Here is a 12,558-nt window from a genome sequence, read left to right as displayed (position 1 = left end):
GGGGAAACTGTCAGAATGCGTACTCACTGGAATGTCTGACTTCCATATATGATCAGGTAGCCAAGCCCCTGTCTTGCACCGATGAATTCGCCTATGATCACCCCTACCAGGCAAAGACCGATATTTACTTTCATATTTGCAAGAATAAGGGGCACGGAGGAGGGCAAAACAATTTTTAAAAGTTCTTCTTTTTTACCGCCTCCAAGTGTGCGGATCAGCTTCAGCTTTTCCTGGCTGATCTCCCCGAAGCCTGTATACAGGTTCAGAATCGATCCAAAAATTGCCACAGACATACCTGCAACAATGATGGTCCGCTGACGGGCACCCAGCCATACAATGAGAAGGGGGGCCAGGGCAGACTTAGGAAGGCTGTTCAGCACTACCAGATAAGGCTCCAGTACTTTTGCAAGTCTGGGGCATCCCCACAGCAGAATGGAAATGCCAAGACCCAGGACTACTACGAAGAGGAAACTAAGAAGAGTTTCTTTCAGGGTGGCGCCAATGTGGATGAACAGCGAGTGGTTTTGGGCCATCTCCATAAAGGTTTTGAAGATCATGGAGGGGCTGCTGAAGATGAAAGAGTCGATCCAGCCAGCCCTTGCCAGGATTTCCCATTGTGCCAGAAAAATAAGAAAGACCAGAAGCCTTGCGCTTACAACAAGGCGACGGTCCCTTTTCTGACGGGCAAGATATGCTTTTTGAGTGGGGGAAGGTTCATGCATTCTGATTCAACTCCTTCCAGATCAGATTAAAGTAGGATTTGAAAGCCGGGGCATTTCTCGAAGAAAGGGGCGTGCGGTCTTTCATATCCAGATCAATGGGAACAATCTTTATTACAGTGGCAGGACGCTTTGAAAGAATCAGTACCCGGTCTGCCATGCTGATGGCTTCGGAAATATCATGAGTGACAAGAATAGCCGGCTTTCGTTGTTTTTTCAGGATTTTTCCAATGTCATCACTTACGTTCAGCCGTGTCTGGTAATCAAGTGCGGAGAATGGTTCGTCGAGAAGCAGAAGATCCGGTTTTAATGCAAGGGTGCGGATCAGTGCCGCCCGCTGTCGCATGCCGCCGGAGAGCTGGCTTGGACGACTGTCACGGAATTTGTCCAGCTCATAAAGCTTTAATAGTTCATCTACATAGGAAAGATTGTCTTTTGTGAGTTCGCCTTGTATTTCCAGTCCAAGGAGAACATTGCGGTAGATGCTGCGCCATTCCAGAAGGTGGTCTTTTTGAAGCATATAGCCAATACGGGCGCTGTCCTTGTTCAGTGGCTTTCCATTCATAAGAATGGTTCCGCTTTCCGCATGTAAAAGCCCGCAGATCAGATTCAGCAAAGTGGACTTTCCACAACCGGAAGGCCCCACGACAGCCAGAAACTCTTCTGGCATAAGATGAAAAGATATATGAGAAAGGGCAGCCGTTTCCCCGGATAAGCTATGGTAAGAAAGGCACACATCCTTTACTTCCAGAAGCGGATTCATAATCAAACCTCCATTTTCGTATAATTTATGATATGCTTTTGGGGTGGGGTGTGTTATAATGAAGTGATTTATCTATGTGCAGAGTGTAGCGAAGAGGAGTTCGCGGTTTCTGTACCGACAATTTTTTTAGAAAGAAAATAATATTATGAGTAAAAAGCAAACGGTTTTCAACCTGTTATTTCTGGTGATCGTTTTCGGTCTTACCGTGTACCTGGTTTTTCGCGGCAAGGACATCGGGGATATTATCCGTACTGCCAGGGAAGCTGATGGAAGATATCTGCTTCTGAGTCTTGTGTGCGTGGTATTTTTTATTCTTGGCGAATCGGTTATCATTTTTTATATGATGAAAACACTTGGAGCCAGTGTGAAAATGACTCATTGTGCACTGTATTCCTTTGTTGGATTTTTTTTCAGCTGTATTACTCCGTCTGCATCAGGCGGACAGCCCATGCAGATCTTTTACATGAAAAAAGATAAACTGCCTATTCCGGTAACCACTCTGGTTTTGATGATCGTTACCATCACCTACAAGGCAGTTCTTGTAGTGATCGGTGTTCTGATCTGTTTTCTGGGCGGTGATTTCCTGAGAGGCTATCTTGGGGACTATATGTGGGTGTTTTATCTAGGCGTGGGTCTGAACGTGTTCTGTGTTACCTTTATGATGATATTGGTGTTTGCCCCAGGCCTTGCGAAATGGATCATGGTAAAAGGTCTGAAGATCATTGAGCATGTCCGGATTCTGAAGCCAAAAAAAGCAAGGCTTGAGAAGCTGGAGGCTTCCATGGACCAGTATCACGCAACGGCAGCCTTCTGGGCCAGCCATAAGCGGATCATACTGAATGTATTTATCATTACATTTGTGCAGAGGTGTATTCTGTTTACGGTCACTTACTGGGTGTACCGCGCTTTGGGACTCCATGAGTATGGAATCCTGACCGTTACTATTTTACAGGCGGTGATTTCCGTATCTGTGGATATGCTTCCTCTTCCGGGAGGCATGGGAATCAGCGAGACTTTATATATGGTGATGTTTGTGCCCGTATTTGGACCGCTTTTGCTGCCATCTATGCTGCTCAGCCGTGGAATTTCCTATTACGGACAGATGCTGATCAGTGCACTTATGACCTGTGTGGCACATCTTACCATTGGAAGGAAAAACGAAGAGATACAAAGGATGTAATTAACTGCAATGAAGGAAGAACGTTTGAAAAAGGAGAAACAGGATATGCTTGGATTTTATGATTATACGGTGGTGCTTACATACATCAGTCTCGCTGTTTCCGTATTTGGAATGACAAGAGCACTGGAGGGAGACTTCAAAGTTGCAATTTTGTGTCTGGCACTGTCCGGACTTTGTGATATGTTTGACGGGAAAATCGCCCGTACAAAGAAGAACCGTACAGAGGATGAGAAGAAATTTGGAATTCAGATCGATTCCCTGTGTGATGTGGTATGTTTTGGTGTGTTTCCGGCAATGATCTGTTATTGTCTGGGAATGAACCATATCCCAGGAGTGATCATTCTCTGCCTGTATTGTGTAGCTTCTGTAATCCGTCTGGGTTACTTTAACGTAATGGAAGAGAAGAGACAGAACGAGACCTCCGAGCTTCGTCACTATTACCAGGGTCTGCCAATCACTTCGATGGCGATCATCCTTCCGTTCCTTTATCTGCTGAGAAGAGGATGCGGGAAAAATTTCCTTCTGGTGATCCATGTGGCAGTGGTAGTAGTCGGAGTGCTGTTTATCAGTGATTTTAAGGTGAAAAAACCTCAGAATCCAATGGTGATCCTTCTGGTTGCCCTTGTGGCACTGGCGCTTTCCATGATGTTTCATCTGTTATAAAACGGATATTCACCATATATGAAAGTCAGCTGTCTGGCGCCTGTTGCGCTCCTGCAGCTGCCGGCTGCATTCGTAATCCGGGCTGTCGCCAGACGATATCCATGAATTCGCTTATGCAGGCATGGCTCATTTGTGGATGCCATCGGGAACTTTTATAGCAAATGCAGGGGAGGTATTATGAAATATATAGACAGAAAAGGCAACATCACAATAGAGGAGAACAGACAGGATAAATTTTTGCGCCATCTGTATAATGACTGGGGCGGACGTCTTTGCCTGAAGATCATAATACAGCCTTTTGTTACCAGACTGGGCGGCTGGTTTTTGAATACCAGGCTTTCTGCGAGGATGATTTCTGGATTTGTGGAGCGCAATCACATTGATCTTTCCGGCTGCACCAGACAGGCGTTTGCTTCCTATAACGACTTTTTTACCCGCAGGCTTAAAGAGGGGCAGCGGCCTGTGGCAGCGGATGACAGCGTACTGGTCAGTCCTTGTGACGGAAAGGTTACAGTAAGCCGTATTGGCAGTGATTCCAGGTTTTATATAAAAGATACTCTGTATACTCTGGAACGCCTGCTGAGGAATAAAAAGCTGGCAGAGCGGTATCTTGGCGGTTATGCAGTGATCCTCAGGCTGACAGTCGATGATTATCACCATTACTGCTATGTGGCAGACGGAGAGAAATCTCCGGATGTAAAGATCCCCGGTGTTTTTCATACGGTAAATCCTGCTGCTAATGACGTATGCCAGATTTATCATGAGAATACCAGAGAGTATTGCCTGTTAAAAACAGAGCAGTTTGGAACCATTGCTATGATGGAAGTCGGAGCTATGATGGTGGGGAAAATTACCAATCTGAAACCTGGTGCCTGCGAAGTGAAAAAGGGTGAAGAAAAAGGTTATTTTGAATTCGGAGGTTCTACCATTGTCCTGCTTCTTCAGCATGGAAAGGTAAGAATGGATTCTGACCTGATTGAGAATTCTGAGAATGGATATGAAACGATTGTAAGAATGGGTGAGAGAATTGGCAAATGTAAATTACCAAAAAGAGCTTGAAAAATTAATCGAACAGCATGAGAAAGAAGGAAAGGTTCCCAGACTTTTTCTTCATGCATGCTGTGCGCCCTGCAGCAGTTATGTCCTGGAATATCTTTCCAGGTTTTTTTCTGTTACAGTATTTTTTTATAATCCCAATATTTCTCCCAAGGAGGAATATGAGAAGCGGGTGGCAGAAATCCGCAGGCTGATCAGCGAGATGGAGTTTCTTCATCCAGTCGATCTGGTGGAAGGCGCGTATAGACCAGAGGATTTTTATGCCATGGCAAAAGGGCTGGAGGATGTACCGGAGGGAGGAGAACGGTGTTTCAAATGTTATCGGCTTCGAATGGAGGCAGCAGCAAAGCTGGCTCAGGAGGGCGGATATGATTATTTTACCACCACACTTTCCATCAGTCCTTTAAAAAATGCAGGAAAGATCAATGAGATAGGCCAGGAACTTGCACAAATCTATAAAGTGGAGCATCTTCCGTCTGATTTCAAGAAAAAGAACGGATATAAGCGGTCTATAGAACTTTCCCATGAATATGGGCTGTATCGGCAGAATTATTGCGGGTGTGTGTTTTCTAAGCGGGAGAGCATGGAGCGGGAAAAGCAGAAACAACAGAGCTGCATGGACTGTCAGTGAAACCATCTGATATTTTGCAAACAATAGTGCAGAGTCATGCACTTGCATGAATTTTGTGCATTGCAAAACGGTTTGATGCAGTAATGTATAGCGAAAATCATAATGAAAGACTCTTTGCAATTAGCAGAAAGTGTGATAAACTAGCACTTGATTGTAGTAAAGTTAGAAAGAATTTGTAAGGTTCCTATAATACTTCAAAGTGTATTTCTGTAAAATTCTTAAGCATCTTGCTTTTGGAATAAAAATATTGAAAAATTCGTGGAACTTTGCAGGAAATGAGGGAAAATATTATGGCACAGCTTTGGGGCGGACGCTTCACTAAGGAAACCGATAAACTGGTTTATAATTTTAATGCATCCATTTCATTTGACCAGAAATTTTATGAACAGGACATCCGTGGCAGCAAGGCACATGTAAAGATGCTTGCAAAACAGGGGATTCTGACAGAGAAAGAGAGAGATCAGATATTAGAAGGACTGGAGGGAATCCTGGCAGATGTGAAAGCAGGCAGACTTGCAATCACATCAGAATATGAGGATATCCACAGTTTTGTAGAGGCAAACCTGATCGACCGTATTGGTGATCCGGGTAAGAAGCTTCACACGGGAAGAAGCCGTAATGACCAGGTTGCACTGGACATGAAGCTTTATGTGCGTGATGAGATCGATGAGATTGACCAGGAAGTAAAATCACTGCTTGAGGCTCTTCAGAAGATCATGGAAGAGAATGTGCATACGTATATGCCCGGCTTTACCCATCTCCAGAAAGCCCAGCCAGTTACGCTGGCGCATCATGTGGGAGCATATTTTGAAATGTTCCGCCGTGACAGAGGACGTCTGTTTGATATCCGCAAGAGAATGAACACCTGTCCTCTTGGCGCGGGAGCTCTTGCAGGAACTACCTATCCGCTGGACAGAGAATACACCGCACAGCTTCTGGACTTTGATGAGCCAACCAGAAACAGCATGGACTCTGTATCTGACAGAGATTATGTGATTGAACTGTTGTCCGCACTTTCTACGGTTATGATGCATCTCAGCCGTTTTTCCGAGGAGATTATTCTCTGGAATTCCAATGAGTACCGTTTTGTGGAAATCGATGATGCATACAGTACCGGAAGCAGTATTATGCCTCAGAAGAAGAACCCGGATATTGCTGAGCTGGTAAGAGGAAAAACAGGACGTGTTTATGGAGCACTGACATCAATTCTTACTACCATGAAGGGAATTCCGCTGGCATACAATAAGGATATGCAGGAGGATAAGGAACTTACATTTGATGCTATTGATACTGTGAAAGGTTGTCTGGCTCTTTTTACCGGCATGATATCCACCATGCAGTTTAACAAGGCGAACATGGAAGCAAGCGCAAAGAATGGCTTTACCAATGCTACTGATGCGGCAGATTACCTGGTAAATCATGGCGTGCCTTTCCGTGATGCGCATGGAATCGTTGGGCAGTTGGTTCTGAAATGTATTGAAAAGGGAATTTCCCTGGATGAACTGTCCCTTGAAGAGTATAAAGAAATCAGTCCTGTGTTTGAACAGGATATTTATGAGGCTATCAGCATGAAGACCTGTGTGGAGAAACGTATGACTCTTGGAGCTCCCGGTCCGGATGTGATGGAGCAGGTAATTGCAGGAAATAAAAAGTATCTGGAAGCGAACTGAAAAGAGGACACATCCTGCAGAAAGCCTTTTTCAAACATGCTCTGGGCAGTTCGGTGGAAAGTAACGAAAGAATCTTGTTTTACAGGATTTTTTTGGTAAATCAGATAAATTTATTGCTTTAATATGATAAAATTTAAGAAAGTACTTGCATTTTCTCAGAACATGGTATAGTATGTCATAGAAATACACATGTACGCAGAGGAAAGAATGAGGAGAGAATATTATGAGTGAAAAGCTTAGAGTTGGTATTTTAGGTGCTACCGGAATGGTGGGTCAGAGATTTATTTCCCTGTTAGAGAATCATCCATGGTTTGAAGTTGTAACTGTTGCAGCAAGCCCGAGAAGTGCTGGAAAGACTTACGAGGACGCTGTAGGAGGCAGATGGAAAATGGATACTCCAATGCCGGAAGCAGTGAAAAAGCTTGTTGTTATGAATGTAAATGAGGTAGAGAAGGTTGCGTCAACTGTTGACTTTGTATTCTCTGCTGTAGATATGTCCAAGGACGAGATTAAAGCCATCGAGGAAGCATATGCCAAGACTGAGACACCAGTTGTTTCCAACAACAGCGCTCACAGATGGACACCTGATGTGCCGATGGTAATTCCGGAAATCAATCCAGAGCATTTCGAAGTTATCAAACATCAGAAAGAGCGTCTGGGAACAAAGAGAGGTTTCATCGCTGTTAAGCCAAACTGTTCTATTCAGAGCTATGCACCTGCACTTACTGCATGGAAAGAATTTGAGCCATATGAAGTAGTTGCTACTACATATCAGGCAATTTCCGGAGCTGGAAAAACATTTAAGGACTGGCCGGAAATGGAGCATAACATCATTCCATATATTGGTGGCGAGGAAGAAAAGAGCGAGAAAGAGCCACTTCGTATCTGGGGTAAAGTTGAGGACGGCGTGATTGTTCCGGCGAAAGAGCCTGTTATCACATGTCAGTGCGTTCGTGTGCCGATTCTGAATGGACACACTGCAGCTGCATTTGTAAAATTCAGAAAGAAACCTACGAAAGAGCAGCTTGTAAAAGCACTTGTAGAGTTCAAGGGAGTTCCTCAGGAACTGAATCTTCCAAGCGCACCGAAGCAGTTCATTCAGTATCTTGAGGAGGATAATCGTCCACAGGTTACAGAGGATGTGAACTTCGAGAACGGAATGGGCGTATCAATCGGAAGACTTCGCGAGGATACTGTTTACGATTGGAAGTTCATTGGACTTTCCCACAACACTGTAAGAGGTGCTGCAGGTGGTGCTGTTCTTTGCGCAGAGACATTGAAGGCGCAGGGATATATCCAGGCGAAATAAATTGAAGAGTGAATAAATGCAGGGAGAATGCTGCCGGATGTGGTGGCATTCTCCCTTTTTGGGATTGCCGGCAATCAGCACGCCCCACTTTGTGGTAGATTTCACTCGAATTCGTCTGCCGTAGCCCGTTACGGCAGACGAATTCGAGTGAAATCTACCGCAAATTGTGACGTACATCTTGCACCTTTTTCAAGAATAGTAGCAGATAAACAACTAAAATAAAAAACTGACCGTTTACGATAGGGGAGATTCATGTTAAAATAGATAGCACGTTAGAGCCTGTTTGAAAAATCATTCCCGCAATATGCACGCCCCACTTTGCGGGAGATTTCACCCGAATTCGATTGCCGTAGCCCGCTACGGCGCCCTCATCCGGGCAAAATTTCCCACAAATTGTGACGCACATCTTGCAGAAAGCCTTTTTCAAACACGCTCTAGAACTGACAGGAGGTGAGTCCATGAGCGACAGAGAGCGAATCCGCCTTACCCAGTATTCTCATACATCTGGCTGAGCGGCGAAAGTAGGTCCGGGGACCCTTGCCCAGGTTCTGGGTAAGCTGCCGAAGTTTTATGATTCGAATTTACTGGTCGGAACGGAATCTTCCGACGATGCTGCTGTATATCGTATATCTGATGATCTGGCCATGATCCAGACCGTGGATTTTTTTACACCGATCGTGGACGATCCTTATACTTTCGGACAGATCGCAGCGGCAAATGCGTTAAGTGATGTGTATGCTATGGGTGGAGAGCCTAAGCTGGCATTGAATATTGCAGCCTTTCCTAATTGTCTTGATCCGGAGATTCTGGGCGAGATTCTGCGGGGAGGTGCAGACAAGGTAATGGAGGCTGGTGCTTCTCTTGCGGGAGGACACACGATTCAGGACGATGAGCCGAAATATGGCTTGTGCGTTACCGGATTTGTAAATCCTGCCTCAATGTGGAAAAATATTGGAGCAGAGACCGGAGATGTTCTGATCCTTACCAAGCCTCTTGGAACCGGAATTCTTTCTACTGCAGTGAAAGGAGAGATGGCATCTGAGGAAGAGACTGCCTATGCAGCTTCTGTGATGGCGACTTTGAACAGGTATGCCAGAGATAAAGTGGCAGATCTGCAGATTCATGCCTGCACGGATGTAACAGGTTTTGGTCTTGCCGGACATGCCCTGGAAATGGCGAAGGGAAGTGGGAAGACCCTTTGTATTTCTCTTGGTTCCCTGCCGATTATGAAAGGAGCACTTGACTATGCTTCTATGGGATTTATTCCTGTAGGTGCATACCGCAATCGGGAATTTGCAGGGGGAGAGTGCGAGTTTTCATGGAAGAATCACAGTGGGGAAAGCAGTGAGAATTTCTGGCTGGAAAAGACCAGGTGTGAAGCTGTGGAAAATGAAACAGGCAGAAGTGAAACCATCATAAATGAAGCAGAGCTTGCTGCCCGTGAGGATATAGTATTTGACCCGCAGACTTCCGGAGGGCTTCTCCTGAGTATAGATTCTCAGGATGCGGGCAAGGCAATTAGTCGACTGTCTTCTCTGTCGCTTCCCTGTGCTGTGATTGGACGGGTAATTAATTTACAAAAGAAACATCTTGTTTTTGTGAAATAGTTCCTAATTGATAAAAAATTATCAACTTCTATTGTGAAAAATACATCAAAGTGTTATAATTGTAAAAAACAATACGGAGGTGTTTTTTATGAACTATGAAGATGTGCAAAAACTTTCAAACGCAGCCAAAAACAAAATCGGGCTGCTGAACGGCAATTTCCTGAAGTACTTTCTTCGGGCTGTAATGGCTGGTTTCTTTATTGATGTGGCAGTTATTTACAGCAATGTTATAGGAAGTGTATTTTCAGGATCAGATCCTGCCTGGGGCAAGTTTCTTGGAGCTGTAGTGTTCTCCATTGCTGTTCTTCTGATCAGCCTGGTTGGCGGCGAGCTGTTTACCGGTAATAACATGGTAATGGCATTCGGCGCCTTCGACAAGAGTGTATCCTGGGGGGATGCAGGCAAGGTATGGCTGGTAAGCTACCTTGGCAATTTCGTTGGATGTGCAATTATGGCACTTCTTTTTGTAGGAGCAGGTGCATCCGGCTCAGCAGATTATTTCGCAGGCTTTATTAACAACAAGCTGACGATCCCTATGGGACAGATGTTCATGCGTGCAATTTTGTGTAACTTCTTCGTATGTCTTGGTGTACTCTGCGGAATTAAGCTGAAAAGTGAAACCGGTAAATTCCTTATGATCGTAATGTGTATCTCTGCATTCGTTTTCAGCGGATTTGAGCACTGCATTGCAAACATGGGAATTTTTGTAGTAAGCCTTGGTCTGGTAGATGGCCTTTCCGTTGGTCTCATGCTGAAGAGTATGCTGATCGTAACCATTGGAAATATGGTGGGAGGTGCTCTTTTACTGGCATGGCCATTAAGAAAGATGAGCGCAGATAAATAATATGTCAAAAGCTTTATACATAGCAGAGAAGCCCAGCGTGGCTCAGGAATTTGCGAAAGCTTTAAAATCTGGCGGACAAAGACGGGATGGCTATATCGAGTCTGATACTTGCGTGGTGACCTGGTGTGTGGGACATCTGGTCACCATGAGCTATCCTGAGAAATATGATATGAAATACAAAAGGTGGAGTTTAGATACCCTGCCTTTTTTGCCGCATGATTTTAAATACGAAGTGATACCTGGCGTGGAAAAACAGTTCCAGATCGTGAAAGGGCTTTTAAACAGACCTGATATTGATACCATTTATGTGTGTACCGACTCTGGGCGTGAAGGTGAATATATTTACCGCCTGGTAGCACAGATGGCGGGAGTGAAGGACAGGACGCAGAAGCGTGTGTGGATCGACTCCCAGACTGAAGAAGAGATTCTTCGGGGAATCCGTGAGGCAAAGGACATCTCAGAATATGATAACCTTGCCGCAGCCGCCTATCTTCGGGCAAAAGAAGATTATCTGATGGGAATTAATTTCTCACGTGTACTGACTTTGCGTTATGGAAACAGCGTAACCAATTATCTTGGAGGCAAATACCAGGCAATTTCCGTTGGACGGGTTATGACCTGTGTCCTTGGGATGGTAGTTCGCCGCGAGCGGGAAATCCGCGCATTTGTGAAAACACCTTTTTACAGAGTTGTGAGCAGCATTGCTCTTGAAGGAGAAAGCTTTGAAGGAGAGTGGAGAGCTGTAGAAGGCAGCCGCTATTTCCAGTCCCCTGTTTTATATAAAGAAAATGGTTTTAAGAAAAAAGAAGATGCCCAGAAGCTGATCTGTGAATTAAGTACACAGCAGCCTCTTATATGTACGGTGGAGAAGATTGAGCGAAAGAAGGAAAATAAGAATCCGCCTCTTCTGTTTAATCTGGCAGAGCTTCAGAATGTCTGTTCCAAACTGTTCAAGATCAGTCCGGATGAGACTCTTTCCATTGTGCAGGATCTTTATGAAAAGAAACTGGTCACATATCCCAGAACAGATGCCAGAGTTTTATCGACAGCTGTGGCAAAGGAGATTTATAAGAATATTTCCGGGCTTCGGAATTATCCTCAGGCCGGGGAAGCTGCGCAAGGTGCGTTAGAGCTTGGCGCATACAAAAATATCGCGAAGACACGTTACACCAATGACAAACAGATTACAGACCATTATGCTATTATTCCTACTGGCCAGGGACTTGGCGCACTAAAGGGACTTTCTCTGACAGCACAGCGGGTGTATGAGACGATTGTGAGACGATTTTTAAGCATTTTTTATCCACCGGCTGTTTATCAGAAGGTAAGCCTTGTGACGAAAATGGAGAATGAATCTTTCTTTTCTTCTTTTAAAGTTTTGCTTAGTGAAGGGTATCTGAAGATTGCTGCAAATTCTTTTGCAAAAAAGAGTATGGCAGAAGTTTCCGGAAAAACTCCCGAAAGTGAAGGAGAAGGTGAGGTTTCCTGCGACGAAGCTTTGTTAGCTGCATTGCAGAAACTGAAAAAGGGTGATATACTAAACATAAATGGTCTTGGTATCAAGGAAGGAGAGACATCTCCACCGAAACGATACAATTCCGGTTCTATGATCCTGGCAATGGAGAATGCAGGCCAGCTGATCGAGGATGAGGATCTTCGTTCACAGATCAAGGGAAGCGGAATTGGTACCAGCGCCACCAGAGCAGAGATTTTGAAGAAGCTGTTTAATATCAGATATCTGTCTCTGAATAAGAAAACCCAGGTGATCACACCTACCCTTCAGGGGGAAATGATTTATGATGTGGTAAACTGTTCTATCCGTCAGCTTCTGAACCCGGAACTGACTGCCAGCTGGGAGAAGGGACTTACCTATGTAGCAGAGGGATCTATTACAGAGCAGGAATATATGGATAAGCTGGAGCACTTTGTAAGGATTCGTACCAAACAGGTGGAGGACAGTCATTTTCAGTATGCGCTGAGGCAGTTTTTTGATGCAGCTGCGCAGTTTTATAAGAAGCCGGAGCGGGAAACTGCTATGAAAAAAAGGCAGAACACGCTCTGATACAGATTTGGGAATAAAGGAAATCATTCATTAAATTAGATTTATATGAGGAGG

The 12,558-nt window shown here is 44.7% G+C and carries 13 protein-coding genes; 10 read left to right on the top strand and 3 right to left on the bottom strand.

Annotated elements, in window-relative coordinates:
* Positions 1-23: 23 nt before the first annotated feature.
* Both AB5706_RS12085 and AB5706_RS12080 read right to left on the bottom strand, forming a co-directional pair.
* Positions 24-722: an ABC transporter permease gene (locus AB5706_RS12085; protein WP_173771055.1), complete on the bottom strand. Its 699-nt coding sequence runs from the start codon at positions 720-722 to the stop codon at positions 24-26.
* Complete coding sequence (locus AB5706_RS12080) at positions 715-1,482, bottom strand: ABC transporter ATP-binding protein (RefSeq protein ID WP_173771054.1); 768 nt, start codon at positions 1,480-1,482, stop codon at positions 715-717. The genes AB5706_RS12085 and AB5706_RS12080 overlap by 8 nt, the downstream gene beginning before the upstream one ends.
* A gap of 145 nt (positions 1,483-1,627) precedes the next feature.
* Here AB5706_RS12080 and AB5706_RS12075 point away from each other — a divergent pair, with 145 nt between their 5' ends.
* The 7 genes from AB5706_RS12075 (at position 1,628) to AB5706_RS12045 (ending at position 8,213) form a co-directional block, all read left to right on the top strand.
* Complete coding sequence (locus tag AB5706_RS12075; protein WP_179988298.1) at positions 1,628-2,662, top strand: lysylphosphatidylglycerol synthase transmembrane domain-containing protein; 1,035 nt, start codon at positions 1,628-1,630, stop codon at positions 2,660-2,662.
* 24 nt (positions 2,663-2,686) lie between these two features.
* Positions 2,687-3,325 (top strand): CDP-alcohol phosphatidyltransferase family protein, encoded by a 639-nt coding sequence (locus tag AB5706_RS12070; protein ID WP_330386377.1) that lies wholly within the window; start codon positions 2,687-2,689, stop codon positions 3,323-3,325.
* A gap of 177 nt (positions 3,326-3,502) precedes the next feature.
* Positions 3,503-4,384: a phosphatidylserine decarboxylase gene (locus tag AB5706_RS12065; RefSeq protein WP_173771053.1), complete on the top strand. Its 882-nt coding sequence runs from the start codon at positions 3,503-3,505 to the stop codon at positions 4,382-4,384.
* Positions 4,353-5,012 carry an epoxyqueuosine reductase QueH gene (locus AB5706_RS12060; protein WP_173716235.1) on the top strand — a complete coding sequence of 220 codons (660 nt, stop codon included), beginning with the start codon at positions 4,353-4,355 and terminating at the stop codon, positions 5,010-5,012. Before AB5706_RS12065 ends, AB5706_RS12060 begins: the two co-directional genes overlap by 32 nt.
* Positions 5,013-5,302: 290 nt before the next feature.
* Positions 5,303-6,682 (top strand): argininosuccinate lyase, encoded by a 1,380-nt coding sequence (gene argH, locus AB5706_RS12055; RefSeq protein WP_118581414.1) that lies wholly within the window; start codon positions 5,303-5,305, stop codon positions 6,680-6,682.
* Positions 6,683-6,905: 223 nt separating this feature from the next.
* Positions 6,906-7,991 carry an aspartate-semialdehyde dehydrogenase gene (asd, locus tag AB5706_RS12050; RefSeq protein WP_118581417.1) on the top strand — a complete coding sequence of 362 codons (1,086 nt, stop codon included), beginning with the start codon at positions 6,906-6,908 and terminating at the stop codon, positions 7,989-7,991.
* Between the two features lie 27 nt (positions 7,992-8,018).
* Complete coding sequence (locus tag AB5706_RS12045) at positions 8,019-8,213, top strand: DUF6783 domain-containing protein (RefSeq protein ID WP_368072622.1); 195 nt, start codon at positions 8,019-8,021, stop codon at positions 8,211-8,213.
* A 28-nt stretch (positions 8,214-8,241) separates the two neighbouring features.
* Here the strand turns inward: AB5706_RS12045 and AB5706_RS12040 are convergent, their stop codons facing one another.
* The gene (locus AB5706_RS12040) at positions 8,242-8,451 is read right to left on the bottom strand and encodes a DUF6783 domain-containing protein (RefSeq protein WP_373131804.1); all 210 of its coding nucleotides are present in this window, start codon (positions 8,449-8,451) and stop codon (positions 8,242-8,244) included.
* Here AB5706_RS12040 and selD point away from each other — a divergent pair.
* The 3 genes from selD (at position 8,450) to AB5706_RS12020 (ending at position 12,504) form a co-directional block, all read left to right on the top strand.
* Positions 8,450-9,598 carry a selenide, water dikinase SelD gene (selD, locus tag AB5706_RS12030; RefSeq protein WP_226837910.1) on the top strand — a complete coding sequence of 383 codons (1,149 nt, stop codon included), beginning with the start codon at positions 8,450-8,452 and terminating at the stop codon, positions 9,596-9,598. The genes AB5706_RS12040 and selD overlap by 2 nt on opposite strands.
* Before the next feature lie 88 nt (positions 9,599-9,686).
* Positions 9,687-10,442: a formate/nitrite transporter family protein gene (locus tag AB5706_RS12025; RefSeq protein WP_118581426.1), complete on the top strand. Its 756-nt coding sequence runs from the start codon at positions 9,687-9,689 to the stop codon at positions 10,440-10,442.
* A gap of 1 nt (position 10,443) precedes the next feature.
* Positions 10,444-12,504, top strand: coding sequence for a DNA topoisomerase (locus AB5706_RS12020; RefSeq protein WP_173771052.1), 2,061 nt, complete (start codon positions 10,444-10,446; stop codon positions 12,502-12,504).
* The last annotated feature ends 54 nt before the right edge of the window (positions 12,505-12,558 follow it).

Source organism: Ruminococcus sp. RTP21484sp1_RTP21277st1_D2_RTP21277_210401, from assembly GCF_040924225.1.
In the GTDB taxonomy this organism is placed as follows: domain Bacteria; phylum Bacillota; class Clostridia; order Lachnospirales; family Lachnospiraceae; genus Blautia_A; species Blautia_A faecis.
This window is presented reverse-complemented; position numbering and strand designations above follow the sequence as displayed.

Coding starts and splice junctions, on each gene's coding strand:
- AB5706_RS12085 (WP_173771055.1), bottom strand. CDS start 722: ATGCATGAACCTTCCCCCACTCAAAAAGCATATCTTGCCCGTCAGAAA.
- AB5706_RS12080 (WP_173771054.1), bottom strand. CDS start 1,482: ATGAATCCGCTTCTGGAAGTAAAGGATGTGTGCCTTTCTTACCATAGC.
- AB5706_RS12075 (WP_179988298.1), top strand. CDS start 1,628: ATGAGTAAAAAGCAAACGGTTTTCAACCTGTTATTTCTGGTGATCGTT.
- AB5706_RS12065 (WP_173771053.1), top strand. CDS start 3,503: ATGAAATATATAGACAGAAAAGGCAACATCACAATAGAGGAGAACAGA.
- argH (WP_118581414.1), top strand. CDS start 5,303: ATGGCACAGCTTTGGGGCGGACGCTTCACTAAGGAAACCGATAAACTG.
- asd (WP_118581417.1), top strand. CDS start 6,906: ATGAGTGAAAAGCTTAGAGTTGGTATTTTAGGTGCTACCGGAATGGTG.
- AB5706_RS12045 (WP_368072622.1), top strand. CDS start 8,019: ATGCTGCCGGATGTGGTGGCATTCTCCCTTTTTGGGATTGCCGGCAAT.
- AB5706_RS12040 (WP_373131804.1), bottom strand. CDS start 8,451: ATGGACTCACCTCCTGTCAGTTCTAGAGCGTGTTTGAAAAAGGCTTTC.
- AB5706_RS12025 (WP_118581426.1), top strand. CDS start 9,687: ATGAACTATGAAGATGTGCAAAAACTTTCAAACGCAGCCAAAAACAAA.
- AB5706_RS12020 (WP_173771052.1), top strand. CDS start 10,444: ATGTCAAAAGCTTTATACATAGCAGAGAAGCCCAGCGTGGCTCAGGAA.